The sequence below is a fragment of the Williamsia serinedens genome (assembly GCF_024171725.1).
GTDB classification, from domain to species: Bacteria; Actinomycetota; Actinomycetes; order Mycobacteriales; family Mycobacteriaceae; genus Williamsia_A; species Williamsia_A serinedens.
The window spans coordinates 74,282-99,807 of the sequence record NZ_JAMTCG010000002.1 but is presented as its reverse complement, the minus strand read 5'-3'; the positions used below and the strand labels follow the sequence as shown (position 1 = coordinate 99,807).

The 25,526-nt window shown below is 71.0% G+C and carries 27 protein-coding genes; 16 read left to right on the top strand and 11 right to left on the bottom strand.

The features are described 5' to 3' along the window. The first annotated feature begins 10 nt into the window (after nt 1-10). A complete protein-coding gene (locus LX12_RS04020; RefSeq protein ID WP_253653255.1) occupies nt 11-628 on the top strand; it encodes a TetR/AcrR family transcriptional regulator in 618 nt (205 codons plus the stop codon). Between the two features lie 9 nt (nt 629-637). Here the strand turns inward: LX12_RS04020 and LX12_RS04015 are convergent, their stop codons facing one another. Both LX12_RS04015 and LX12_RS04010 read right to left on the bottom strand, forming a co-directional pair. Further along, nucleotides 638-1,450, bottom strand: a complete 813-nt coding sequence (locus LX12_RS04015; protein ID WP_253653254.1) for an SDR family oxidoreductase — start codon at nt 1,448-1,450, stop codon at nt 638-640. 5 nt (nt 1,451-1,455) lie between these two features. Next, the gene (locus LX12_RS04010; RefSeq protein WP_253653253.1) at nt 1,456-3,555 is read right to left on the bottom strand and encodes an MMPL family transporter; all 2,100 of its coding nucleotides are present in this window, start codon (nt 3,553-3,555) and stop codon (nt 1,456-1,458) included. A gap of 97 nt (nt 3,556-3,652) precedes the next feature. Here LX12_RS04010 and LX12_RS04005 point away from each other — a divergent pair, with 97 nt between their 5' ends. After that, nucleotides 3,653-4,093 (top strand): MarR family winged helix-turn-helix transcriptional regulator, encoded by a 441-nt coding sequence (locus tag LX12_RS04005; RefSeq protein WP_253653850.1) that lies wholly within the window; start codon nt 3,653-3,655, stop codon nt 4,091-4,093. 13 nt (nt 4,094-4,106) lie between these two features. On the opposite strand, the gene LX12_RS04000 is transcribed toward LX12_RS04005, so the two are convergent. The 6 genes from LX12_RS04000 to LX12_RS03975 all read right to left on the bottom strand — a co-directional run bounded on the left by LX12_RS04000 (nt 4,107) and on the right by LX12_RS03975 (nt 9,140). Beyond that, on the bottom strand, nt 4,107-4,517 hold the full coding sequence (locus tag LX12_RS04000; protein ID WP_253653252.1) for a VOC family protein: 411 nt from the start codon (nt 4,515-4,517) through the stop codon (nt 4,107-4,109). 10 nt (nt 4,518-4,527) lie between these two features. Further along, nucleotides 4,528-4,956, bottom strand: coding sequence for a helix-turn-helix transcriptional regulator (locus LX12_RS03995; protein ID WP_253653251.1), 429 nt, complete (start codon nt 4,954-4,956; stop codon nt 4,528-4,530). Beyond that, a complete protein-coding gene (locus LX12_RS03990) occupies nt 4,949-5,857 on the bottom strand; it encodes a glycosyltransferase family 2 protein (RefSeq protein WP_253653250.1) in 909 nt (302 codons plus the stop codon). The genes LX12_RS03995 and LX12_RS03990 overlap by 8 nt, the downstream gene beginning before the upstream one ends. A 90-nt stretch (nt 5,858-5,947) precedes the next feature. After that, complete coding sequence (locus LX12_RS22160) at nt 5,948-6,511, bottom strand: hypothetical protein (protein WP_308213964.1); 564 nt, start codon at nt 6,509-6,511, stop codon at nt 5,948-5,950. A 390-nt stretch (nt 6,512-6,901) separates the two neighbouring features. Beyond that, nucleotides 6,902-7,780: a MaoC family dehydratase gene (locus LX12_RS03980; protein WP_253653249.1), complete on the bottom strand. Its 879-nt coding sequence runs from the start codon at nt 7,778-7,780 to the stop codon at nt 6,902-6,904. A 1-nt stretch (nt 7,781) separates the two neighbouring features. Next, entirely contained in the window at nt 7,782-9,140 is a 1,359-nt protein-coding gene (locus tag LX12_RS03975; protein WP_253653248.1) for a 3-oxoacyl-ACP reductase, read from the bottom strand. Between the two features lie 142 nt (nt 9,141-9,282). Between LX12_RS03975 and LX12_RS03970 the strand changes: the two genes are divergently transcribed. From LX12_RS03970 to sigJ, 8 genes are all read left to right on the top strand, one after another. Further along, nucleotides 9,283-10,647, top strand: a complete 1,365-nt coding sequence (locus LX12_RS03970) for an acetyl-CoA C-acetyltransferase (protein ID WP_308213963.1) — start codon at nt 9,283-9,285, stop codon at nt 10,645-10,647. A gap of 201 nt (nt 10,648-10,848) precedes the next feature. Beyond that, the gene (locus LX12_RS03965; protein ID WP_253653247.1) at nt 10,849-11,727 is read left to right on the top strand and encodes a siderophore-interacting protein; all 879 of its coding nucleotides are present in this window, start codon (nt 10,849-10,851) and stop codon (nt 11,725-11,727) included. Between the two features lie 14 nt (nt 11,728-11,741). Then, entirely contained in the window at nt 11,742-12,803 is a 1,062-nt protein-coding gene (locus LX12_RS03960; protein ID WP_253653246.1) for a FecCD family ABC transporter permease, read from the top strand. Next, entirely contained in the window at nt 12,800-13,897 is a 1,098-nt protein-coding gene (locus LX12_RS03955; protein WP_372504921.1) for a FecCD family ABC transporter permease, read from the top strand. Before LX12_RS03960 ends, LX12_RS03955 begins: the two co-directional genes overlap by 4 nt. After that, complete coding sequence (locus LX12_RS03950) at nt 13,894-14,688, top strand: ABC transporter ATP-binding protein (RefSeq protein WP_253653245.1); 795 nt, start codon at nt 13,894-13,896, stop codon at nt 14,686-14,688. The genes LX12_RS03955 and LX12_RS03950 overlap by 4 nt, the downstream gene beginning before the upstream one ends. A 44-nt stretch (nt 14,689-14,732) precedes the next feature. Then, a complete protein-coding gene (locus LX12_RS03945; protein WP_253653244.1) occupies nt 14,733-15,080 on the top strand; it encodes a TraR/DksA family transcriptional regulator in 348 nt (115 codons plus the stop codon). Nucleotides 15,081-15,151: 71 nt separating this feature from the next. Continuing rightward, nucleotides 15,152-15,892, top strand: coding sequence for an SDR family oxidoreductase (locus tag LX12_RS03940; RefSeq protein ID WP_253653243.1), 741 nt, complete (start codon nt 15,152-15,154; stop codon nt 15,890-15,892). Continuing rightward, nucleotides 15,868-16,767, top strand: a complete 900-nt coding sequence (gene sigJ / locus LX12_RS03935; RefSeq protein WP_253653242.1) for an RNA polymerase sigma factor SigJ — start codon at nt 15,868-15,870, stop codon at nt 16,765-16,767. The genes LX12_RS03940 and sigJ overlap by 25 nt, the downstream gene beginning before the upstream one ends. 24 nt (nt 16,768-16,791) lie before the next feature. Here sigJ and LX12_RS03930 read toward each other — a convergent pair whose 3' ends face one another. Continuing rightward, on the bottom strand, nt 16,792-18,264 hold the full coding sequence (locus LX12_RS03930; RefSeq protein WP_253653241.1) for an MFS transporter: 1,473 nt from the start codon (nt 18,262-18,264) through the stop codon (nt 16,792-16,794). Beyond that, complete coding sequence (locus LX12_RS03925; protein WP_253653240.1) at nt 18,257-18,898, bottom strand: TetR/AcrR family transcriptional regulator; 642 nt, start codon at nt 18,896-18,898, stop codon at nt 18,257-18,259. Before LX12_RS03925 ends, LX12_RS03930 begins: the two co-directional genes overlap by 8 nt. 106 nt (nt 18,899-19,004) lie before the next feature. Between LX12_RS03925 and LX12_RS03920 the strand changes: the two genes are divergently transcribed. The 3 genes from LX12_RS03920 to LX12_RS03910 all read left to right on the top strand — a co-directional run bounded on the left by LX12_RS03920 (nt 19,005) and on the right by LX12_RS03910 (nt 20,723). After that, nucleotides 19,005-19,334, top strand: a complete 330-nt coding sequence (locus LX12_RS03920) for a PLDc N-terminal domain-containing protein (RefSeq protein ID WP_253653239.1) — start codon at nt 19,005-19,007, stop codon at nt 19,332-19,334. Between the two features lie 589 nt (nt 19,335-19,923). Beyond that, nucleotides 19,924-20,304, top strand: a complete 381-nt coding sequence (locus tag LX12_RS03915; protein ID WP_253653238.1) for a PLDc N-terminal domain-containing protein — start codon at nt 19,924-19,926, stop codon at nt 20,302-20,304. After that, entirely contained in the window at nt 20,301-20,723 is a 423-nt protein-coding gene (locus LX12_RS03910) for a hypothetical protein (RefSeq protein WP_253653237.1), read from the top strand. The genes LX12_RS03915 and LX12_RS03910 overlap by 4 nt, the downstream gene beginning before the upstream one ends. Here LX12_RS03910 and LX12_RS03905 read toward each other — a convergent pair. After that, entirely contained in the window at nt 20,707-21,651 is a 945-nt protein-coding gene (locus LX12_RS03905; RefSeq protein ID WP_253653236.1) for a methionyl-tRNA formyltransferase, read from the bottom strand. The genes LX12_RS03910 and LX12_RS03905 overlap by 17 nt on opposite strands. A gap of 129 nt (nt 21,652-21,780) precedes the next feature. Between LX12_RS03905 and LX12_RS03900 the strand changes: the two genes are divergently transcribed. From LX12_RS03900 to LX12_RS03890, 3 genes are read left to right on the top strand one after another with little or no spacing between them, the layout of a single operon-like run. Continuing rightward, entirely contained in the window at nt 21,781-22,002 is a 222-nt protein-coding gene (locus LX12_RS03900; RefSeq protein WP_253653235.1) for an MbtH family protein, read from the top strand. After that, nucleotides 21,999-23,750, top strand: a complete 1,752-nt coding sequence (locus LX12_RS03895) for an ABC transporter transmembrane domain-containing protein (RefSeq protein WP_253653234.1) — start codon at nt 21,999-22,001, stop codon at nt 23,748-23,750. Before LX12_RS03900 ends, LX12_RS03895 begins: the two co-directional genes overlap by 4 nt. Beyond that, entirely contained in the window at nt 23,747-25,522 is a 1,776-nt protein-coding gene (locus LX12_RS03890; RefSeq protein WP_253653233.1) for an ABC transporter ATP-binding protein, read from the top strand. The genes LX12_RS03895 and LX12_RS03890 overlap by 4 nt, the downstream gene beginning before the upstream one ends. The last annotated feature ends 4 nt before the right edge of the window (nt 25,523-25,526 follow it).

Sequence of the window (25,526 nt, the reverse complement as noted above, 5' to 3'; positions counted from 1 at the left end):
GCGGTGGACCATGCCGGGAGGGACGAAGCGGCTGCCCCGCGCAGTCCGTGAGCAGCAGATGCTCGACGCGGCGGTCAAGGTGTTCGCCGAGAAGGGCTTCCGCGAGACGTCGATGGACGCGATCGCGGCCGCGGCGGACATCAGCAAGCCGATGCTGTACCTCTACCACGGGTCGAAGGACGAACTGTTCGCCGCGTGTCTCAACCGCGAGGGCGCCCGCTTCATCGACGCGATGACGATCGGGTTCGACCCGCGCCTGCGCCAGCGGGACCAGGCGCGCACCGTGATCTACGAGTTCCTCCGGTTCGTCGACGCCAACCGTGACTCCTGGCGCGTGCTCTACCGCGTCGCCACCGGGCAGGCCGCGTTCGCCGGTCTCATCGCGGCCAGTCGGGCGCGGCTGATCGAGATGATCGCGGACCTCCTGCGCCGCGGCACCACCGTCGAGCGCGCGACCGACCGCGAGTTCGAGCTGATGGCCGTCGCCCTGGTGGGGGCGGGCGAGGCGGTGGCCGATCGGATCTCCGAGGGCGACATCGACCTCGACACCGCCGCCGACATCATGGTGCAGATGGGGTGGCACGGTCTCGCCGGCGGCAAGCGCATCGACGAGCACGCGTTCGACTGAGCGTCGGGATCAGAGATCCGGCAGGCCGAGGTCCATGTTCGGCTTGATCAGGCCGCCGTCGATCTCGAGGATCTTGCCCGTCGAGTAGGCGCCGGCATCCGAGGCGAGATACACCGCGGCCGCGGCGATCTCGGCCGGGTCGCCGATCCGCTGCAGCGGGGTGGCGCCCTCCAGGGCGGTCCGCATCGTGTCGTCGCCGGTGACGATCTCGAGCGCCGAGGTGGCGATCGATCCCGGCGCGATGCCGTTGACCCGGACCCGCGGCGCGAGATCCTCGGCGGCCAGGCGGGTGTAGTGCGCGAGAGCGGCTTTCGCGGTGCCGTAGGCCGCGTACCCGCGCCCGGGCAGTCGGCCCATCGTCGAGGTGATGTTGATGATCGACCCGCCGGTGTCGTTGCGGAGCATCAACGGTACGGCCGCGCAGGTGAGGGCGTGCGCGGTGGCGACGTTGAACCGGAACGCCTTCTCCAGCGACGACGCGGACGTCTCGAGCAGAGCCCGCGGGAACGTCCCGCCCACGTTGTTCACGACGATGTCGAGGCGACCGAACTCCGCCTCGGCCGTCGCGGCGAGGCCCGCGGTCACCTCCGGGTCGCTCAGGTCGGCGGGGACGGTGACGGCACGACGACCCGTGGCGCGGATCTGCTCGGCCACCTCGTCGAGCTGCTCGGCCGTCCGCGAGGAGATGACGACGTCGGCGCCCGCCTCGGCGAAGGCGACCGCGATCGCCGCCCCGAGACCGCGGCCCGCGCCCGTGACCACCGCGGCACGGCCGTCGAGGCGGAACCGGTCGAGAATAGAACGTGTTCTCGTTTCGCTCATGCGCGTCAGCGTAGCGAGACGGGCTCCCGTGGGGGAGTGGGCCACCAGATCCGTTCACCGACGAGCGTGAACAGGGCGGGGACCACGACGGTCCGCACCACGAAGGTGTCCAGCAGGATGCCGAGCCCGACGATGATGCCGAGCTGCGTCAGCGTGATGAGCGGCAGCACCCCGAGCACCGCGAACACCGCAGCGAGGACGATGCCGGCGCTGGTGATGACACCGCCCGTCGCCGCGACGGCCCGGGTCATCGCCTCCGGGACGCGATGGCGCGCACTCTCCTCGCGGGCCCGGGTGACCAGGAAGATCGTGTAGTCGACACCGAGGGCGACGAGGAACAGGAACGCGAACAGGACGGTGTTGTTGTCGAGGGCGGGGAACCCGAAGACGTGCACGCCGACGAACGTGCCCAGGCCGATGGCCGCGACTGTGGACAAGACCGTCGCGAGGACCAGCAGGATCGGCGCGAGTGCCGACCGCAGCAGGACGTAGAGCACGACGAGCACGACCGCGAGGATCAACGGGATGACCAGCAGGCGGTCGTCGGCGGCCGCGTCGCGGGTGTCGAGGGCACGGGCGTCGCTGCCGCCCACCAGCGCGTCGGTGCCGGGGGTCGCGGCGAGGCGATCGCGCATCGCGCTGATCGAGTCGAACGCCCCGTCGGACGCGGGTGCCGAGGTCAGCACGACACTCCATCGCGTGTAGCCGTCGGGTGACGTGCCGGTCTGTGTCACCGACTGCACGCCGGGCGTGCCACGCAGTGCCGCGGTCACCGATTCGGCCGCCGAGGACCGGGCGACGACGGTGGTCGGATCGGACTGGCCGGCGGGGAAGTGCTCGTCGAGCACGTCGAAGCCCGTCACCGAGTCCGCGGAGACCCGGAACTGCTCGGTCTGGCTGAGGCCGATCGACGTGCCGAGGAAGCCGGTCGCGCAGACGATCAGGACGACGACCGCCGTCGAGAGCGACCGCGTCGGATGGGCCACCACAGCGGCGGCGATGCGATGCCACGCGCCGGTGGCGTGGAGGTCGGCGTCATCCACGGACAGGGACTCGTCGACACGGGGGATGAATGGCCAGAACAGTTTGCGCCCGAACAGGCTCAGCGCCGGCGGCAGGACGACCAGCGCGAACGCCATCGCCAGCAGCAGTCCCGACGCGGCCGCGGCGCCGAGACTGCGGGTGCTCGGCAGAGCGGCGAACAGCAGCGTCAGCAGGGCGAGGACCACCGTCACGTTGCTCGCGAGCACGGCGGGGCCGGCTCGACGGACGGCGTGGCGCAGGGCGTCCCGGTGATCGGTGCGACGGCGCAGTTCCTCGCGGTAGCGGGAGATGATCAGCAGCGCGTAGTTCGTGCCGGCGCCGAACACGAGGACGCTGGTGATCCCCGACGTCGAGCCGTCGAACGCCAGGCCGGTCGCCTCGGCCACCGCGCCGCCCACCGTCGACGCGACGCGGTCGGCGACGGCCACCACGATCAGCGGGACCAGCCACAACACGGGTGACCGGTAGGTGGCGATCAGCAGCAGCGCCACCACGAGCGCGGTCACGGCCAGGAGCGTCACGTTCGCGCCCGAGAAGGAGTTGGCGATGTCGGCGGCGAACGCGGGTCCACCGGTCACGTGCGCGGTGAGGTCGGCGGGGAGGCCCGTGTCGGCGGCGGTGCGCAGGCGGTCGACGGTGTCGCGGAGGGTGAACCCGCTGATCTCCGACGACACCGGCACGGTCGCGATCGCGGCCTGTCCGTCGGGGGAGACGACGAGAGGCGGTCCCGATGCGTCGGCCGACGTCGCGCGGTCGGTGGCGAGCATCCGCTCGCGGGCCTGCGCGACGGCCGTGCGATCGGCCTCGGTGAGCGCGGCGCCGTCGGTCCTGTCGACGACGAGGATCGCCGAGGTGACCTCCGCGTCGGGGAAACGCGACAGGTAGTCGTCGATGCGGGCCGACTGTGCCGAGTCGGGCAGCGAGTTCGGCGAGTCGTCGGACGACGAACTGCTCCCGAGGCCGCCCATCACACCGATGCCGAGGAACAGGACGACGAGCCCGACGATCCACGAACGTCGCCCTGTCACGAGGGCGGAGAAACGATCCCATGCGGCGGCCATGGGCCAACTCTCTCAGAAACTGAATCGTTCAGCAACTGAGATATCGAGGGATCCGACGTAGGCTCTCACCGTGGACAGGGCGGAGCTGGAGTCGGCGATGGCGTCGGACATGCGTGCGCTGTCGGCGGCCTCGGAGCAGATCGGTCGGGCGTTCGCCACGCGGCATGATCTCTCGGCCAACGACTTCCAGGCCCTGCTGCGGATCATGGTCGCCGATGTCGACGGCGATCCGCTGACCGTCGGCAAGCTGGGGGCGTCGCTGGGGATGTCGTCGGCGGCGATGACCTACCTCGTCGAGCGGATGATCGCCTCGGGCCACATCCGGCGCGAGCCGCACCCGACGGACCGTCGTCGCGTGATCCTCCGCTACGACGACCACGGCATGGAGGTGGCCCGGGAGTTCTTCGGGCCGCTCGGTGCCGTGACCCGCGCCGCACTCGCCGACGTCGCCGACGACGACCTGGCCACCGCCCACCGTGTCTTCGGCGTCCTCATCGACGCGATCCGCCGCTACGGGACGGAGCTCGCCGAGGGCTGAGTCGGTTCCGACGTCAGGCCGCGGGCGTCGCCGAGACCCGCACCGTCGTGCCCGACGGGTCGCGGAACGCGCAGTCGCGGGGACCCCACGGCTGGTCCATCGGCTCCTGCAGCACCTCCGCGCCGGACGCGGCGACGCGCTCGAAGAGGCCGTCGAGGTCGTCGGTGGTGAAACCGATCATCGGCAGGGATCCCTTGGCCAACAACTCCTGCAGCGCGCCGGCGTCGTCGGGTCCCCGGCCGGACTCCGGGGTGGACAGGACCACCGTGACCCCGGGCTGTTGCTCGGAGGCGACGGTGACCCACCGTCCGCCCCCTGCCGACACGTCGTTCAGCACGGTCAGGCCGAGTGCGTCGCGGTAGAACGCCAGCGCGGCGTCGACATCGTGCACGGTGAGGTGGGTGAAGGCGAGGGTGAGCGTCATGGCCGGAAAGTTACCGACCGCCGGCCACCGATCCTTCTCGAGATCTGCTCGACATGGGGCGACACGCGACGCGCACCAGACAGCTCGGCATGGCCGCCACCGCGGAGTGGTCACGAGCGCGATAGGCGGTGGGGGTCTCGCCGGTGATCGCGCGGAAGCGCGCGCTGAAGGAACCGAGCGACGTGCACCCGACGGCCATGCACGTGTCCGTGACACTCCATCCGGCGCGCAGCAGCGCCATCGCCCGCTCGACCCGCCGGGTCATCAGATAGCTGTACGGCGTCTCGCCGTAGGCGGCCGTGAACCGACGGGAGAAGTGCGCCGGCGACATGAACGCGCGGGCGGCGATCGTCGGGACGTCGAGCGGCCGCGCGTACTCCCGATCCATCAGGTCACGCGCCCTGCGCAGGTGCGTCAGGGTCCGGACGTCGTCACCCATCGCTGCCGTACCACCCGTCGAGTCGCTTGCCGAGACCGCCGACGGTGACCTTCAGCGAGAAGCGTTGTGCGTGGGGGAACCCTACCGCCGCGTCGCCGGCGAGACGGATCAGTTCGCGTGCGTCGGCGACCTGCTCCGGGGTCGCGCCCGGTCCGCACAGGGCGGGGTAGGCCGAGAACTCGCGCCCGACCACCTCCGCGCAGAGACGGCGGTGCGTGTCGGCGGTGGTGCCGTCCCGTCCGATCGCCGTCTTCCAGCCCTGCTGCGCCGACATCTGTCCCGGGGACCGTCGGTAGAGCACGCCCGGGCGCGCCAGCCGGCGTAGGCGTCCACCGTCGAGGGCCAGACGCATGTAGAGGTCCCAGTCCTCGGACGGCACGGCCCGGTACCCGCCGACCGACCGCATCGCGGCAGTGGTGGCCGCGGTCCCGGAGTGGATGAACGGGCAGTTCAGCAGGAGCTCCCACCGCACCGATTCGGGGTCGGCGGAGAGCATGGGCACCGGCTCGACCGCCCATCGCGACGGTCCGTAGAACCATCCGCTCATGGCGACGAGTTCCGCGTCACCGTCGGCGAGCGTGCGCATCGATCGACCGATGCGGCCGGGGAGGGAGATGTCGTCGGCGTCGATCCGCGCCACCCAGGTGGTGTCCACCTCGTCGAGAAGCGCGTTGGCCGCACCTGCGACGCCGAGCGGTGATCCGGGGTTGGAGATCAGGCGGATCCGCGGATCGGTGGCGGCCATCGACGACACGGCCGCGGCGGTGTCGTCGGTGCTGGCGTCGTCGAGGACGAGGATCCGGCCGTCGGAGGGGAGGGACCGTGCCGTGCTGCGGATGGCGGTGGCGACGGTGCGTGCGGCGTCGTGCGCCGGGATCGTCACGGTCAGCGTCGCGTCCATCGGCTACGACCCTAGGAGCGGGGATGACGGGCCGCAGCACGACTGTGGCCGGTCACCACACGGGATGACCGGCCACAGGGGACGTGTGTGTCAGCGTCGGCGCGCGACGACGATCGCGATCGCCGCGATGACGGCGGCGACGATCGCACCGATCACCGCGGGGTTCTGCGCGGCCTTCTGGACGTCGCGGCTGTCGATGTCCTCGACGGTGCTGCGGATCTGGGAGACCGTCTGCTGGGCCTCCTTCTTCGCACCCTCGGCGACCTCCTTGGCCTGCTCCTTGGCGTCGGAGACAGCGCCCTTGGTGGTGTCGGCGACCTCTTTGGCCTGGTCGGCGACGGAGCTCGCGGCCTCCTTGGCCTTGCCGGCGACGTCCTCGGCGGCGTCTCCGGCCTTGTCCGCGGCCTGCTTCGTCTGCGCCTTCGCCTTGTCGGCGGACCCCTCGGCCTTCAGATCCGAGTCGCCGGTGGCATCGCCTGCGGCCTTCTTCGCCTCACCCCCGGCCTCCTGGGCCTTGTCCTTCGCGGTGTCGGCGGCGTCCTTGGCGGAGTCCGCCACGTCCTGGGCCTTGTCCTTGGCGGTGTCGGCGGCGTCCGAGACGGCGTCCTTCGCCTTGTCGACCAGGTTCTCGGCCTTGTCGGCTGCGTCTGCCATGTCGTTCTCCTCTCGCCACGAGGCGAGTCGCTCTCACCTCGTCGTCATGTGTGTAGTCGAGGCGGGCGTGCAGATTGCACGGTTCGACGCACGTGACGCGGATCACTGGTGGCGGAGTCGATCACACGGCGTCGCCCCGCGTGGCGCTTCACCTGCGGGGAGGGCGCTCCATCCCTTGTGTCCCCGCTCCACCTGCCGGGCGACTCAGCCCGCACGCTCCGCTTATTCGAGGACGCTCCCGATATATCCGGAGCGTCCTCGAACAACCGGAGCGGGAACCCCGGAACCGGAGCGGGAACTCTGAATCCGGAGCGCGACGAGGCCGCAACGACACCGGCCGCCCTGCTCGGGAGAGCGGGGCGGCCGGCGGTCGGTCGGGGCCGGAGAGGATCAGGCGCCGCGCAGCGTTCCCGTGAGGTGCGGGTACCCCTTGGTGCGGTTGAGCACCGAGACGTCCCAGCCGCCGTCGACGGCGTCGACGTAGGCGTTCACCGTGGCAGGCAGCAGGATCGGCTTGCCGAACTTCGCCACGTAGGTGACGTCGTCGGGCAGATGCGGCTCGACGTTCGCCAGCGCCGCCGCCGCGGTCCACATGCCGTGGGCGATGGCCCGCGGGAACCCGAACGCCTTCGCGGTCAGGTTCGCCATGTGGATCGGATTGCGATCGCCGCTGGCCGCCGCGTACGAGCGGATCCGGCCAAGGTCGACGCGCAGTGCGGCGTCGGGGGCGGGCGGTCGGTGATCGCGCGGCGGGGTCGACTTCGGCCCGCCCGACAGGCTCGTCCTCTGCTGCTTGAGCAGTGTCGCGGTCTGCTCCGTCACGAGCTCGTTGCCGACGCGGATCTCGCTGACGATGTCGACGAGCATCCCCTTGCGGTGCTCGCGGAGGTTCTCCGCGTGCGTGGCCACCGACAGCGGCTCACCGAGTTCGATCGGCCGGATGCGGTGGATGCGGTTCTCCAGGTGCACCGAGCCGACCGCGCCGAAGGGGAACGCCCGCGCGACCATCGTCTGCATCATCAGCGGGAACTGCGCCACGAACGGGAACGTCAGCGGCAGGTACCGCCCGTACTGCATCCCGGTCGCGAGGCAGTACTGGTGCAGCTGCTCGGGGTCGGTGCGCAGGTCCGACACCGTGTAGGTGGTGTCGGGCAGCTGCGCGTCGGCGGACACCGATCCCGCCTTGCCGACACCGGGGAGCATCCCGATGACGGCGCTGCGGTAGACGTCGGTGGTCGCGGGCAGCGACTTCAGTGCGACGGTCGCCACGTCACGCCCCCAGCATGGCCTGGCCGCAGACACGCACGACGTTGCCGGTCACCGCGGACGACGCGGGGTTGGCGAAGTACGCGACGGTCTCGGCGACGTCGACGGTCTGACCACCCTGCTGCAGCGTGCTGAGCAGGCGGCCGCCCTCTCGGGTGGCCAGCGGGATGGCCGCGGTCATCTGTGTCTCGATGAAGCCCGGCGCCACCGCGTTGATGGTGATGCCCTTCTCGCCGAGGATCGGCGCGTAGGTGTCGACGAGACCGATGACACCGGCCTTGGAGGCGCCGTAGTTCGTCTGGCCGCGGTTGCCCGCGATGCCCGCGATCGACGAGACGTCGATGACGGCGCCGCCCTTGTTGAGCGCGTCGGCGGCCACGAGGTCCTCGACCAGCTTCTGCGGCGCGATCAGGTTCACCGCGATGACAGAGTTCCAGCGTCCGGCGTCCATGTTCGCGAGCAGCTTGTCGCGCGTGATGCCGGCGTTGTTGACGATGATGTCGAGGCCGCCGTGGCGCTCCTTGACGTGCTCGGCGAGCTTGGTGCCGGCGTCGGGGGCGGTGACGTCGATCGGGAAGGCGGTGCCGTTGACCTTGTTGGCCGTCTTCGACAGCGCCTCACCGGCGGCCGGGATGTCGGCGACGATCACGTGCGCACCGTCGCGGGCCAGGACCTCGGCGATGGTGGCGCCGATGCCGCGGGCGGCGCCGGTCACGACGGCGACCTTGCCCTCGAGCGGCTTGTCCCAGTCGGCGGGCGCGGTGGCGTCACCGGTGCCGACGCGGATGACCTGGGCGTCGACGAACGCCGACTTGGCCGACAGCACGAAGCGCACCGTCGACTCCAGGCCCTTCAGGCCGGTCGGGGCGTCGGGTGCGACGTAGACGAGCTGCGCCGTGGCGCCGCGCTGGGCCTCCTTGGCCAGCGATCGGGTGAAGCCCTCGAGCGCGCGCTGGGCGACGTGCTCGGACGGGTCCTTCACCAACTCCGGCGTCGTGCCGATGACCAGGAAGCGGGCGCAGGGCGCGACCGACCGCATGATCGGGTTGAAGAACTCGAAGAGCTGCTCCAGCTCGGCCGGGGTGGTGATGCCGGTGGCGTCGAAGACGATGCCGCCGAGCTTGTCCGCGCCGCGGCCGGAGGTGTTGTTGGAGATCAGCTCGTAGTCGTCGGTCGAGAGGATCTCGCGCAGCGGCTCCACCAGACGCCCCTGGCCACCGAGCAGCACCGGGCCGGGCAGCGGCGGCTCGGACGGCTTGTAGCGGCGGAGGGTCGGCGGGACGGGGAGGCCGGCCTGCTTGGCGATGAACGATCCGGGCAGCGAGTGGACGAACTGCGAGTACAGGCCTGCGTTGGCTGACACGGGAGTTGCTCCTTTACCGGGTGTGACTCGCACCGATGCGATCGCGCGTGGCACCGCGTGCGAGGCGTTCGAGGTTCGACAAGTAACTTACTCGCGAGTAAGAATACTCCAAAGGTCCGAACGACTCCCGGGGAGATCCGCTGTGGCAACCACATCCAACGCCCGCTCCACGACCAGCGCGCCCAAGCCGCGCTCCAGCTCGTCGAAGTCCTCCGCGAAGGGGTCCGGCGCGAAGTCGCTCCGCCCGGTCGCCATCGTCGGTGGCAACCGGATCCCGTTCGCGCGTCAGGACAAGTCCTACGCGACGGCGAGCAACCAGGACATGTTCACCGCGGCCCTCGACGGTCTGGTCAGCCGTTTCAGCCTGCAGGACGAGCGCCTCGGTCTCGTCGCGGGCGGCGCGGTCCTGAAGCACTCGCGTGACTTCAACCTGATCCGTGAGTCGGTGCTCGGGTCGGCGCTGTCGCCGTACACCCCGGCCATCGACATCCAGCACGCCTGTGGCACCGGCCTCTCGGCCGTCTCGCTCGTCGCCGACGGGATCGCCACCGGGAAGTTCGAGGCCGGCATCGGCGGTGGCGTCGACACCACCTCCGACGCGCCGATCGGTGTCTCCGAGCCGCTGCGTCGCGCACTGCTCGAGGTGAACCGCGCCAAGAGCACCGCCGATCGCGTCCGTGGCGTCCTCGCGCTGCTGCCGAAGCTCGGCATCGACATCCCCAAGAACGGCGAGCCGCGCACCGGCATGTCGATGGGTGAGCACGCCGCCATCACGGCCAAGGAGTTCGGCATCTCGCGTGCCGACCAGGACGCGCTCGCCGCGGCCAGCCACCAGAACATGGCGAAGGCGTACGACGAGGGCTTCTTCGACGACCTGATCACCCCGTTCCTCGGCCTCACCCGCGACGAGAACCTGCGCGCGGACAGCTCGGTCGAGAAGCTCGCCAAGCTCAAGCCGGTCTTCGGTGTCGGGCTCGGCGACGCCACCATGACCGCCGGCAACTCGACCCCGCTCACCGACGGTGCGTCGACCGTCCTGCTGTCGAGCGACGAGTGGGCCGCCGAGAAGAAGCTGCCGGTGCTCGCGCACCTCGTGGACGTCGAGACCGCCGCGGTCGACTACGTCAACGGCCCCGACGGCCTGCTGATGGCACCGACCTACGCGATCCCGCGTCTGCTCGAGCGCAACGGCCTGACGCTGCAGGACTTCGACTTCTACGAGATCCACGAGGCGTTCGCGTCGGTCGTGCTGTGCACGCTCGCGGCCTTCGAGTCGGAGGACTACTGCAAGGGCCGCCTCGGCCTCGACGGTGCGCTCGGGTCGATCGACCGCAGCAAGCTGAACGTGAAGGGCTCGTCGCTCGCGGCAGGTCACCCGTTCGCCGCGACCGGCGGTCGCATCGTCGCCCAGACCGCGAAGCTGCTCCACGAGAACGGCGGCGGCCGCGCACTGGTGTCGATCTGCGCCGCGGGCGGTCAGGGCGTCACCGCGATCATCGAGGGCTGACTCTCTGCCGACCCCGTCGGTGCAGGTCACAGCGGTGAAAAAAAGTTTCCTTCTGCTGTGTAACGCTCCGACGGGGGTCGGCGATATCCCGTATGGCTCCGGCCGAACTGCCAGACCCCCGACCCGGCAGTTCGGCCGGAGTTCTTCGTATCCGGGACACGGTGCTGGTGCGGTGGGCAACTTAGGGTAGCCTTCGTTCACATGGGAACCGTGTTCGGCGCCGTCGTCGCCGTGACCGATCTGTCCCCGCGCCTGCGCCGTCTGGTCTTCGACGTGCCGAAGATCGACGAGTTGCGCCTGCCCGATGCCGGTGACGACGCCGTCGGCATCTACCTGCCCGACGAGCCGCACACGGCGCCGCGGGCGATGGAGTACCGCGACGGCACCTGGGCCTACCACGACGTCGACAGCACCCCGGTCGGTCGCAACTACACGGTCCGCCGTCGCGGACCGGGACCGCGACAGATCACCGTCGACTTCGTCCTGCACGACCACGGCCCGGCCACCACGTTCGCGCGCGACGTGCGCATCGGGGACCAGGTGGTGCTGGCGCACGCCCGCAGTTGGTATCGACCGGGCCCCGGGACCGACTGGTCCCTGCTCGTGGCCGACCTCGCCGGACTGCCCGCGCTGGCCCGCATCGTCGAGGAGCTGCCCGTGGGTGCCCGGGCGACGGCCGTCGTCGAGGTCCTGCACCCGTCCGACCTCGACTGTCTGCCCGCTCGCGACGACGTCGACGTCGTCCCCGTCGTGGGTTCGGGCAACGGCCGGTGCGCGAGCGAGCTGCCCCGTCGGGTCCGTGAGTTCGTGCACCCGGCGGGACGGGGTTACTGCTGGTACGCGGGCGAGTGCGGTGCGACGCGCGAGGTCCGCAAACACCTCCGCACCGACCACGGGTTCACCGCGGACCAGTTCGACATCGTCGGGTACTGGCGCGTCGACTCCGAGGCCTGGGACCGCCGCTTCGCCGAGATCGGTGAGGAGCTGGTCGCCGTCTACACACAGGCGCTGGCCGACGGCAAGGGCGACAAGATCGCCTCGGAGGAGTTCGACCTCGCGCTCGAACGCGCGGGACTGTAGCCCCCGACGTGGCCGTGTCCGCACCCCAGCCGCAGCTGTCGACGCCCGACGTCACCCTCCGGCCCACCGACGTCGGGACTCGGTCTCGCCGTCGTCGCGCGCTCGGTGCCGTCGTGCTGGCGGTCTCTCTCGTCGCGGTGGTGATCGCGAGTCTCGCGATCGGGACGCAGCACACGGACCTCGCGACCGTGTGGCGCGCACTGACGGGCGACACCGGTGGCGACGGCTGGGTGGTGCGCGATCTCCGGGTCCCGCGCACGCTGCTGGGTCTCGTCGTGGGCTTGGCACTCGGACTGTGCGGCGCGGTGATCCAGGGACTCACCCGTAACCCGTTGGCCGACACGCAGATCCTCGGCGTGAACTCCGGGGCGGGGCTGTTCGTCGTGTCGGCGGTCGCGTTCGGTGGTGTCCGGTCGGTGACCGGGTACATCTGGTTCGCGTTCGCCGGCGCCCTGGTCGCGATGGTCGTGGTGCACCTCGTCGGGATGTCGGGGAGGTCGGCGGCCACCCCGGTGCGACTGCTCCTCGCGGGTGTCGCCATCGGTGCCGTTCTCGACGGCATCGGGTACGTCGTCCGGCTGCGCAATCCGCGCGCGTTCGACTCGATGCGGTTCTGGGACGCGGGGGCCCTCGACGGACGTGGTCTCGAGGTCGTCGCGACCGTGACCCCGTTCGTGGTGGTCGGTGCCGCGCTGTGCGTCTGGGTCGGGCGGTCGCTGAACGCCGTGGCGCTCGGTGACGACCTGGCCGCCGCGATGGGGCAGGACGTCGTTCGGACCCGACTCGTCGGCCTCGTCGCCGTGACACTGCTCGCGGGAGCGGCCGTCGCCGCGGCCGGGCCGATCGGGTTCGTCGGTCTGATGGTCCCGCACGCGGTGCGGTGGTTCACCGGACCGGACTGGCGGTGGATCTGCGGCTACAGCGCTCTCGCGGCGCCGGTGTTGCTCCTCGCCGCCGACGTCGTCGGCCGTGTCGTCATCGCGCCCGCGGAACTGCCGGCGGGGATCGTCACCGCGTTCCTCGGTGCGCCCGTGCTGATCTGGTTGATCCGTCGTGTCGGGACGGACCGGCGATGACCGTCTTGGACCGCGCACGGTCACCGCGCCCGGCGTCGCCCGCGGCGGACGGGACGGGTCCGCGCACCCTGCTCATCCGACGCGGCGGCTGGTTGTCGATGCGTGTACGGGCCCGCACGGTGGTCGTGGTCGCCGGCCTCGTCCTGATCGCACTCGTGGCGGCGGTCGTCGCGCTGGGCGTCGGTGAGTACCGGGTGGACCCGGCGACCGTGCTGTCCGTCCTCACCGGCCAGAACACGGGATTCGACTCGGTGGTGGTCCTCGAGTGGCGGATGCCGCGCATCCTGCTCGCGCTCGTGCTCGGGGCGGTGTTGGGGATGTCCGGCGCGATCTTCCAGGCGCTGACCCGCAACCCGCTGGGCAGTCCCGACATCATCGGGTTCGGGATCGGCGCCTACACAGGGGCTCTCGTCGCGCTGGCGGTGTTCGGTGGCGGCTACTACCTGATGGCCGGCGGCGCGATCGTCGGCGGGATGATCACGGCCGTCGCCGTCTACGCGCTGGCCTACCGGTCCGGCGTTGCGGGGTTCCGACTCATCGTCGTGGGCATCGCGGTGAGCGCGGTGCTGAACTCGGTCAACCAGTGGATCGTCATCACGATCGACCTGAAGCAGGCGATCACCGCCTCGGTCTGGTCGCAGGGCACCCTCTCCGGTGTCGAGTGGACGCAGCTCCTGCCGGTGGCCGTGTGCAGTGCGGGGGCGATCGTGGCGGTGTGCGCACTCGGGTCGCAGTTGGCCGTCCTGCAGATGGGCGACGACGCGGCGGGCGCGCTCGGGGTGCGCGTGGAACGCGTCCGGCTGGCCTATCTGGTCGTCGGGGTCGTGCTGGTGGCGGTCGCGACCGCCGCAGCGGGCCCCATCTCGTTCGTGGCACTCGCGGCCCCGCAGCTCGCACGCCGGTTGTCGGGGGCGGCCGGTGTCGGACTGGTCGGCTCGGCGGCGATGGGTGCGGTGCTGCTGCTGGTGAGTGATCTCGTGGCGCAGACGGTCCTCGCCCCGACGCAGCTGCCGGTCGGTGCCGTCACCGTGTGCGTCGGCGGTCTCTACCTGGTGTGGCTGCTGATCACGCAGGTACGGAGAGGACGCGGATGAACGAGAGTGCGCCGACACTGGGCGCCCGGGACCTCGTGCTCGGCTACGGCGGGAGGACCATCGTCGACGGGCTGTCGGTCGACATCGCGCCCGGTGCCGTCACCGCCATCGTCGGCCCGAACGCGTGCGGCAAGTCGACCCTGCTGCGCGGCCTCTCGCGGCTGCTGACCCCGACGCGGGGACAGGTGGTCCTCGATGGCCGCGACATCTCCGCGCTGAAGACCAAGGACGTCGCGCGCCGGCTGGGGTTGCTCCCGCAGACGTCCATCGCCCCCGAGGGCATCACCGTCGCCGACCTGGTCGCGCGCGGACGTTTCCCGCACCAGCGGGTGCTGCGGCAGTTCTCCCGCGACGACGAGCGCGCCGTGACGGACGCCATGGCCGCCACCGGCGTCGACGCACTGGCGGGCCGTCCGGTCGACGAGCTGTCGGGCGGTCAGCGACAACGGGTCTGGGTGGCGATGGTGCTGGCGCAGCAGACGCCCGTCATCCTGCTCGACGAACCGACGACGTTCCTGGACATCGCCCATCAGATCGAGCTCCTCGACCTGTTCGGTCGGCTCAACCGCTCGCAGGGGTCGACGATCGTCGCGGTGCTGCACGACCTCAACCACGCCTGCCGCTTCGCCGACGTCGTCATCGCGATGAAGGACGGCGCGATCGTCGCGCAGGGTGCCCCCGCGGACGTCATCACGGCGGACCTCGTCGAGGACGTATACGGCTTGCCGTGCCGGATCATCGACGACCCGGAGAGCCACACCCCGTTGGTGATCCCCCGCGTCTCCCGCTGATCTCGGGGTTTTCGGTGTCCGAGCGTCCCCGTACGGTGCGACTCATGGACCCCGACATCGTCCGCGGGCTGCTCGACGCCGAGCGCGCCGAGGCGACGGCGCTGCTTGCGTCCATGCGCGCCCGGTTGACCGCCGTCGTCGACGCCGCGGTGGACGAACACGCCGACGACGAACACGACCCGGAGGGCTCGACCCTCGCGTTCGAGCGGGGACAACTCGTGTCCCAGATCGAGCGATCGTCCCGGCGTCTGAGCGAGATCGACGCGGCCGTCGCCCGGCTCGACGACGGGACCTATGGCCGGTGCGTGCGCTGTGAGGGTGAGATCTCCGAGGTGAGGCTCGAGGCGATCCCCGCCACCGAGGTCTGCATCACATGCGCCGGCCGCCGCTGATGTCACACTTCCGGTGACCTGTCTCGTCCTCCCTGTGTAGGTGGACGCTCACGACGAGATGAGGATCGGGAATGCGTGTCGCGGTGGCCGGTGGGACCGGGTTGATCGGACGGATGGTGTGCGACGCGGTCGCCGCCGGTGGTGACGAGGCGGTGGTCCTCGCGCGCTCGGTCGGCGTGGACGTGGTGGGCGGCGACGGGCTCGACGCGGCGCTCGTCGGCGTCGACGCGGTGATCGACGTGACGAACGTGACGACGCTGAAGCGGTCGGAGTCGATCGCGTTCTTCGAGACCGCGACGCGGAATCTGCTCGCCGCGGAGGAACGGGCAGGGGTCGCGCACCACGTGCTTCTCTCGATCGTCGGTGTCGACCGAGTCGACTGGGGCTACTACGCCGGCAAGGTCCGTCAGGAGGAGCTCTGCGCGGCGTCGTCGGTGCCGACGACGGTGCTGCGCGCCACGCAGTTCCACGAGTTCGCCGACCAGATGCTGGCGCGCGGTGGACCGGTCGCGATGGTGCCGAGGATGCGGAGCCAGCCCGTCGCGGCGCGAGAGGTCGCCGCCGAGTTGGTCCGGCTGGCCCGCGGCGAGGCGCGCGGCCTCGTACCGGAGATGGCGGGCCCGGAGGTGCTCGAGATGCCGGACATGGTGCGGCGGCTGCTCCGGGCACGGGGTCGTCGGACGCCGGCCATCGGCATCCGTCTTCCCGGTGCCGCCGGGAAGGGCATGGCGCACGGAGGGCTGCTGCCCGAGCACGACGGCCCGCGGGGGCGGGAGACCTTCGCACAGTGGCTGACCGCGGCGTCGTCGTGACCGATCGGCAGGGCGAGCTCGCCGCGGTCTACGACGCCGTCCGGCCCCGGCTCATCCGTATCGCCTACGCGATCCTCGGCAGCCACGCCGAGGCCGAGGACGTCGTCGCGGACTGCTGGATCCGGCTCGTCGAGTCGGACCGGAAGGAGTCGGTCGCCGACGTCGAGGCGTGGTCGACGGTCGTCGTGTCCCGGGCCGCGTTGGACACCCTGCGGTCGGCGCGACGACGTCGGGAGGAGTACGTCGGGCCGTGGCTGCCGGAACCCGTGGTCACGCACGCGACTCTCGACGACCCCGCTGACCGCGTGACCCTCGACGACCAGGTGAGCTACGCGCTGCTCGTGGTGCTGGAGACGTTGAGCCCGGCCGAACGGACCGTCTGGGTGCTGCACGACCTGTTCGGCATGCCGTTCCCCGAGGTGGCGGAGACGGTCGGGCGGACACCCGCGGCCGTCCGGCAGCTCGCGACGCGAGCGCGAGCACACGTGGCCGCCGGGGCGCCGCGGGTGACGGTCACTGCCGCGCAACATGATTCCGCCGTCCGGGGATTCCTGTCGGCCGCGCTCGAGGGAGACATGGCCGCATGTCTCGCCGCCCTGGACCCGGACGTGGTGCTCACCAGCGACGGTGGCGGCAAGGTCAGCGCAGCCCGCCGGCCCATCGTCGGTGCCGACAAGGTCATGCGTTTCCTCTTCGGGATCCTCGCGACGCGGGTCGCCGCGAACGAGCTGACCCCGATCGCGGTGAACGGCCGGCTCGCCGTGGCCGCGGTCCGCGACGGCAGGGTCGACAGCGTGATCAGCCTGACGCTGGACGGCGACCGCATCACCCGCGTCGACATCGTCCGGGCGCCCGACAAACTCCCCGCCCCGTAGACCCCCCCGCCCCGTACACCAGGGTCACTCCGTCAGCGCGGGCTCCGCGGCCGGGGCCGCGGCGGCACCGACCTTGTTCACGCGGATGAGGGCCAACGACGCGACGAGGGCCAGCGCGACCACCACGATGGCCGCCTGGAACGCGTGTTGCTGTCCGGCGACGAAGATCTCGGCCTGCCCGGCCGCCGTTCGTGCGGCAGGACCCAGGTCGGCGCCGCGCGATTCCGCGGCGTGCGCGAAGACGGTCCCGAAGACGGCGAGACCGATGGCACCGCCGACCTGTTGGCCCGTGTTGAGCAGCGCGGAGGCCAGACCGGTCTCGTGCGGTGCGACGCCGTTGACCGCCGTCATGGTCAGCGGTACGAAGCTGCACCCCATGCCCAGGCCGAGCAGCAGCAGGCAGCCGAGGAACGGCCAGTAGCTGCTGTCGACCCCGAGCCGGGTGAACGCGACCATCGCGACGAGGGCCAGGATCGGACCGACCGTCAGGAACGGACGGACACCGATGCGGGGGATGAGCCGCCGGACCACCACGATCGACATGACCATGATCGTCGTCGGCATGGGCAGGAAGCCGAGGCCGGTCTCGAACGGGGTCCAGCCGTGCACGTTCTGCAGGTACTGGGCCATGAAGTAGAACGTCGTGAACAAGGCCCCCGCGAGGAACAGCATGATGAGGTAGGACCCCGTGCGGTTGCGGTCGGCGAAGACGTGGAACGGCATCAGCGGGTGACTCGTCCGGTGCTCGACGACGACGAAGGTCGCCAGCAGCGCCGCGGCGATCACAAGGGTGACGACGGTGGTCGTCGATCCCCAGCCGTCGTCGGCGGCCTTGGTCAGGCCGTAGACGAGGATCGACATCCCCGCGGTGACCGAGATCGCCCCGGGCAGATCGAGTTTCGTCCCCGAACCCTGCGACTCGGCGAGCACCCGCGGTGCCAGGACGAGGACGAGGATGCCGATCGGTGCGTTGATGAACAGAGCCCACCGCCAGCTGGCGTAGTCCGTCAGCACCCCGCCGAGCAACAGGCCGAGGGCGCCGCCGGACGCGGCCATGGCCGCGAACACCCCGAACGCACGGGCACGCGCCTTCGGTTCGGTGAACGTGGTGGCGAGCAGCGCGAGCGCCGTGGGCGCGGCGATGGCGCCGCCGGCGCCCTGGGCCGCCCGGGCGATGATCAACATGGCCTCGCCGGTGGCGAATCCGCCCACGAGCGATGCCGCCGCGAAGAGCCCGACGCCGATCATGAACATCTTCCGACGCCCGTACAGGTCGCCGATCCGGCCGCCGAAGAGGAGGAGTCCGCCGAAGGCGAGCGAGTACGCGGTGACGACCCAGGTGAGGTTCGCCGCCGAGAAGTCGAGGTCGGTGCGGATGCTGGGCAGCGCGACGTTCACCACGGTGGCGTCGAGCACCACCATGAGTTGTGCGACGCAGATGACGGCGAGGGCGATCCCGCCGTTCCGGTTCGGTGAGGTGTCTGTGGGCTCAGTCATCGGTGTCTTTCGGGTGAGGGGCGGAGGGGCGCGCGGGGAGCCCGAGCACCGGTCGCAGGACGGTGGTGACGATCTGTTCGGCGTAGTCGCGGCCGGCGGGTCGGCCGGTCGTGAGGGCGCGGTGCAGCATCAGTGACGGCAGCAGGCTCGCCGCGATGGCGACGTCGACTCCCGCGTCGAGTTCGCCACGGCGCCGTGCCCGTTCGAGGATCTCGGTCAGTCGCGCGATGCGGGGTTCGGTGAAGCGTGTCCGGAAGGCCTCGAGCAGATCGGGTTCGCGCGACAACGCGGAGCACACGCTGGCCATCACCTCGATCAGCCGCTGCGACTGCGGGCTGCAGGACACGGCGGCCATCTGCTCGATGTCGTCGTCGAGGCTCCCCGTGTCGATGGTGCCGCTGACCGGCTTGAGCGTCGCCATGGCGTCGATGACGAGATCGGCCTTGCCGGCCCACCGTCGATAGACCGTGGCCTTGCCGACGCCTGCTTCGGCGGCGACACCCTCCATGGTCAGACGGTCGTAGCCGGTTCGGACGAGGAGCTCGATCGCCGCATCCATGATCGCTGCGTCACGGCTCGGGTCCCGCGGGCGACCGCGTGGCAGGTCCGTCGACGCGGGGGAGGTGGACGACACCGGGACGACACTACATGAAACGAGACGGGCTCGTATCGTATGGTGGGCTCCCGCCTCGGGGCGTCGACGCCGGCCGGCCCCGTGACATGGCGGTTAGCGTGGAGGGATGCCGTACCTGGGTCTCATCACCGTCCTCGTGATGATCGCTGCGCTGGTCGACATCGTCGGCAGCGACGAGTCCGCCATCCGCGGTCTGCCGCGATCGGGATGGATCCTGCTCGTGGTCGCGGTCCCGCTCGTCGGGTCGGTGGTGTGGGTCATCGCAGGCCGGCCGCGCGCGGCATTCTCGGGTCGGGTCGCCGGTGACGTCCCCGACGAGCCGAAGGGTCGCGTCGAGGACCCGGACGCCGAGGCCGAGTTCCGCCGGCAGGTCCGTGAACGCGCCGAGGAGCAACGTCGCCGCGCCGAGACCGAACGGCGCGACCAGGAGTCCTGATGCACTGTGCCGGCACTTGACCGCCGACGGCCGCCGCTGTTGGCTGACGGAAGGTGACTCGCGCCCGGCCGCTTCGTCGTCCGGTTCCCCAGTGCGCGAGAGATGAGATGGAGATCCACCGCCCGAGAGGGTGAACCCGCACCGGACGCGTCGGCGTCGTGACGACGGCGCCGCACTCAGGTACCTCGCTCTGTGGCGCGCCCACGTCGAACGGACCGAAAACCGTGTGCGTCGGGGCGATCCCGGTCGCCCGTGCGCACCCCTCCGCCTCCGCGAGGGACACACGGACTGTCCCGCGTGTGACGGAGAGCTGCTCGACGACTCGCGCCTTCGGCTCGAGCGTCTCATCCGGAACGGCGGCCGACGGCGGCACCGGCTCGCTGTCGAGGTGCAGCGCCTCGACGAGCGGTACCGCGAGGTCACGACAGAGATCGCCGCCCTCCCCACGCTGCCGTGGTGGAACCGTCGGATGCCGTGGCGCTGACGCCGGACCTGTCGTCGGATTGACGACATCGCCATCATCAGTCGTACGCATGAACAACGACCGGGTTACGCTGTCCGTCGCATTCGTCCGACTGGAGGGGTTCCCGTGCCGTATCTCGGTCTCATCGTCCTGGTGGTCATGATCGCCGCCCTGATCGACATCGTGAGCAGCGACGACGCCCTCGTCCGCGGACTGCCCCGGTGGGCGTGGCTGTTGCTCGTCATCGTCCTGCCGCTCGTCGGCTCGGTGGTGTGGTTCGTCGCCGGTCGGCCCGTCGCCGGGTTCTCGGGACGCGTCGGCCGTGACCGCCCTGGCCAGGCGTCGGCGATGGGCTTCCCCGAGTACGACCACCCGGGCCGCTTCGTCCCGCAGGACCCCGAGGCCGACGCGGCGTTCCTCAAGCAGGTCCGCGAGCGCGCGGAAGCCCAGCGCAGGCAAGGTGAGATCGAACGGCGGCGACGCGTGGAGCGCGAACGCGGGCAGTGATCGCGCGCGCCTCGCGCTCGTGGCTGATCGCGATCCCATGGGGCATCCTGGCGATCGGTGCGGCAGCGATCGTGGGAGCCGCGTCGACCGCCACGATCGGGGCGACGGATCTCGGATGCTCGAAGACCGGGACCACCGGCCACGACGGCTTCTCGTGTGGTGACCCGATCACCGAGCTCGTCGACTGGTGGCCGTTCGTGGTGATGGGTCTGTCGCTTGCCGGCCCACCGTTCGTCGCGGCGGTCGTCCGTCGCCCGTGGGTGTCGTGGGTCTCCGTCGTCGTCCTCGCGGGCGCCGGCGTCTGGGGTGTCGGGCACTGGACGTCGCACTGGCTCACCCTGGTCGTCGGGCTGGCGCTCGCGATCCTCGGTGCCGTGGTCGCAATCGCGCACACGTTGGGGCTCAGGGCGTCGCGGTGAGGTACCCGCCGCCGTGGCCGAACCACTCGAGGGCCTTGTGTTCCACACCGTCGTCGGTGCGGATGACGTCGAGGACCAGACCGGGCGAACCACCGCGGTAGGCGTCGGCGCCGGCGACGATCACCATCCCCCCGTCCTCGGCGATGAAGACCCGGCCCGGGGTCCCGCCGTAGACGCTGCGCGAGACGTGCGACTCGACGATCCGCAGGCGCTCACCGCGGAAGAAGGTGTAGGCGTTGGGATACGGGTCCTGCAACGCCCGCACCGACCGCTCGATCTCCTGCGCCGGCAGACGCCAGTCGACGAGACTGTCCTGCTCGGAACGCTTGTGGAAGAAGGTGCGCTCGGCCAGGTTCTGCGGTGTCGGTGTCGCCGTACCCGATTCGAGTCGGTCGAGCGCGTCGAGCAGGACCTCCGGGATCAGGTCGATGGTGGCGCGGACCAGGCCGGGACCGGTCGACGTGTCGGTGATCGGGACGGCCCGCTGCGAGATGATCCCGCCGGTGTCGAGGTCGTCGTCCATCATGTGCGCGGTCAACCCGGTCTCCGACGCGCCGCTGATGAGCGCCCAGATCACCGGCGAGAAGCCGGTGAACCGGGGGAGCAGCGAGTCGTGCAGGTTGAGGGTGCCGTGGGCCGGGATCGTGAACAACTCGGGCGGCAGCCACGTGCGCCAGTTGTTGGCGACCATCACGTCGGGGGCGAGTTCGGCGACCCGGGCGGTCAACGCCTCGTCGGGACGCTTGGCCAGATGGACGTCCACGCCGGCGTCGCGGGCGAGATCCTCGACAGAATCCGCCCAGATCGACTCGTAGGCATGGTCACTCGGCGGATGCGTCACCACCAGGACGACCTCGTGTCGTGACGCGAGCAGCGTCTCGAGGGTCTTGTGGCCCCAGGTCTGGTAGCCGAGCATGACGACGCGCATGTGTCCCTCCGAGCCCGGGGGCCCCGCGACCCGGTGTTTTGGTTAGGCTTACCTTTGATACCATCGCCACCGTTCGAGGTTCAACCGCGCCCTCCCCGGCCGCGGTCCGCCACACGAGAGGCAAAAGCGATGTCGGGCAACCCCTTCGACGACGCCGACGGCACCTTCGTCGTCCTGGTCAACGACGAGGGGCAGCACTCGCTGTGGCCCACCTTCGCGGACGTCCCGGCCGGATGGACCACGGTGTTCGGGGGTCCGGAGGGCTCGTCGCGCGACGACTGCCTCGAGTACGTGACCACCGCGTGGACCGACCTGCGACCGCGGTCGCTGGTCGAGCAGATGGCCGAGTGACGTCGAACGCCCCGGCCGCGTCGCCGATCACGGGCGGGTGGGTGCTGCGCCGGACGGTCCGCCGCACTGTACGGTGGCTGGTCCCCGGGTCGACGCTGATCGCCGCGCACCAGATGTGCGAGGTCGCCGTCCCCGTCCTCATCGGCATCATCGTCGACCGGGCGGTGACGTCGGGTTCGTACCCGTCGATCGTCACGTGGATCGCCGTCCTCGCCGCCGTCTTCATCGTGCTCACCACCGTGTACCGCCTCGGTGCGCGGATGCTGATGACCGGTATCGCGCAGGAATCGCACTGGCTCCGTGACGAGTTGAGTGCGCGAGCCCTGCACCCGGGTGGTCTGCCGTCCGCGTCGACGACAGGCACCCCGTACAGCGCGGGTGAACTGCTGTCGATCTCCACGACCGACGCCGACAACACCTCGTATGTGATCGATTACGTCCCCCGCGTCACCGGTGCGGTGGTCGCGACCGTCGCGTGCGGTGTCGTGCTGCTCACCATCGACATCCCGCTCGGCGTGATGGTGCTCGTCGGCATCCCGCTGGTGGTCGCGGGGCTGCAGCTGACCGCCCCGATGATCGCGCGACGCGTAGAGGTCCAGCAGGAGACGGTCGGTGCCACATCGGGATTGGCGACAGACCTCGTCAGCGGACTGCGGCCCCTGCAGGGCCTCGGGGCGACCGGTGCGGCGTCGGCCCGTTATCGCCGCTCGTCGCGAGTCGCGCTCGCCGCGGCCCTCCGCGCGGCTCGCATCCAGAGCGTGCACATGGGGTTGTCGGCCGCGGTCGGTGCCCTGGCCGCGATGGCGGTGGCGGTGGTCGCGGTGTTCGTCGCCATCGACGGGGACGCGACCATCGGCGAGCTCATCACGGTGATCGGCCTCGCGCAGTTCCTCATCGAGCCCTTCTCCCTCCTCGCGATCGTCCCGAGCTGGGTCGCCGAGGCACGGGCGAGCGCGAATCGTGTGGCCCAGGTGCTTGCCGTCGACCCGCCCGAGACCACGACGGGCGCGGTGTCGGCGCCCGGATCGGGACAGCGCGGTGGGCTGACCCTGCGCATCGACGACCCGGACCGGGGGATCGACCTCACCGTCGACGCGGCGCCCGGCGAGATGCTCGGGGTGCTCGCACCGTCCGCGCGCGACGCGGTCGCGGTGGTCGACGCGCTGTCCGGCGCAATGGACGGGCCCGGGTACGCCGTCGCGGTCGGCGGCGTCCCGACGGCGTCGATGTCGGTGGGGGAGCGGAGTCGTCGCCTCGTGGTCGCACCGCACGACGCGCACGTGTTCACCGGCACCCTCGGCTCGAACATCGACTGGATGGGCGGCGCGGACGGGCTCGGTGACGCACCCGCGCTCGACGCGGTGCTCGCCGCGTCCGCAGCCGACGACGTTGTCGCCGTGCACCCCGGCGGTCTCGCCCACCCGGTGGCCGAACGCGGGGCGAGCTTGTCTGGCGGCCAGCGGCAACGACTCGCACTGGCGCGTGCCCTGCTCGCCGCTCCCGACGTGCTCGTGCTGCACGACCCGACCACGGCGGTCGACGCGGTCACCGAACACACCATCGCGCAGGGGATCCGGTCGATCCGGTCGGGTGGTGGGGCGACCACCGTCGTCGTCGCCAGCTCGCCTGCACTCCTCGCGGCGGCCGACCGCGTCGTCCTGGTGGTCGACGGCACCGTCGTGGCGTCCTCGACCCACGCCGAACTCGCCACCACCGACGCCCGCTACCGCGAGGCGGTGGCGCGGTGACCGTCCCGGACGTGACCCCCGTCCTGCCCGTCGCGGAGTGGCGGCGGACCCTGCGCTGGTTCACCGACGACCTGCGCCGTCGCCCCGGACTCCTCGCGGCCACCGTCGCCACCGGGTTCGTTGCCGCGGGCCTCTCGGTCGTCCCGGTCTACGTGCTCGGTGTCCTCGTGGACCGTGTCCGCGACGGCGCATCGGCCGGCGAGATCATCGGACCGGCCGTGCTGATCGCGGTGACCGCACTGCTCGGTGGGCTCGGGACGGGGGTGTCGGGCTATCTCGTCCAACGTCTCGGTGAACAGACCCTCGCCGACCTCCGTGAGACCGTTCTCGACCGAGCGCTGCGACTGCCGATCGGTGTCGTCGACGCGGCCGGTCGCGGTGACCTGTTGTCGCGTGTCGGCGCGGACGTCGGCGCGGTGACCCGTGCCGTCTCGCAGGTGTTGCCGACGATGATCAACGCGTTCTTCCTCGGTGTGCTGACGCTGGTCTCGATGACCGGGATCGACTGGCGCCTCGGGCTGGCCGGCGCGCTGAGCGTCCCGGCCTACGTCATGGCGCTGCGCTGGTACCTGCCCCGATCGGCGCCGATGTACCGCGACGAACGCATGGCCATCGCCGCCCGCGCACAGTCGATGGTCGAGTCGCTGCAGGGTCTGCCGACCATCGCCGCCTACGAGCGGCACGACCACCACCGCGACCTGATCCACACGTCGTCCGCCCGTGCCCGCGACATCTCGATCGGTGTGTTCCGACAGTTCACGCGGTTCGTCGGTCGGGTGAACCGCGCCGAGTTCATCGGTCTTACAGCCATCCTCGTCGTCGGGTTCGCGCTCGTCCGTGACGACGCGGTGACGGTCGGAGCGGTCACGGCGGCGGCGCTGCTGTTCCACCGACTGTTCAACCCCATCGGCGCGCTGATGTTCGACTTCGACGAGATCCAGGCGGCCGCGGCCAGCCTGTCGCGCCTCGTCGGTGTGTGCGACATCCCGGACGCGTCGCCGGCCCGGGTGGGCGAACCGAGTGACTCCCGCGTCGTCGTCGACGCGGTCTGCCACTCGTACGTCTCGGGCCGGCCTGTGCTGCACGACATCTCGCTGACACTGGAGCCGGGCACCCGGACGGCGCTGGTCGGGTCGACCGGGGCGGGGAAGACGACACTCGCCGCCGTCGTGGCCGGGACACTGCGCCCCGGGTCGGGGTCGGTGCGGGTCGGCGGTGTGGCGCCGTCGGACCTGCCGCCGGACACGGTGGGACGCCATGTGGTCACGGTGACGCAGGAGGTGCACGTGTTCGCGGGCCCCCTCGTCGACGACCTGGTGCTCGCCGCCCCCGACGCCGACCGCGACGCGGTGTGGCGGGCTCTCGACGTGGTCGGCGCCCGGGAATGGGTCACCGCCCTGCCCGAGGGGCTCGACACCCGTGTCGGCGAGGGCGGACTCGCGCTCACCGCCGCGCAGAGTCAACACATCGCGCTCGCCCGTGTGGTCCTGGCCGACCCGTCGGTGGTCGTCCTCGACGAGGCGACGGCAGAGGCCGGCAGTGCCAGCGCCCGCGAACTCGAGGACGCGGCCCTGGCCGCGACCGAGGGCCGGACCACCCTGGTGGTCGCCCATCGGCTGACGCAGGCGGCTCGCGCGGACGCGATCGCCGTGATGGAGCACGGCCGCATCGTCGAGTACGGGACGCACGCCGAGCTCGCCGACCGCCGAGGCGGTCGCTACGCACGTCTCTGGGCGGCGTGGACCGACCACGGGGTGGCAGCAGGACAGTAAGGAT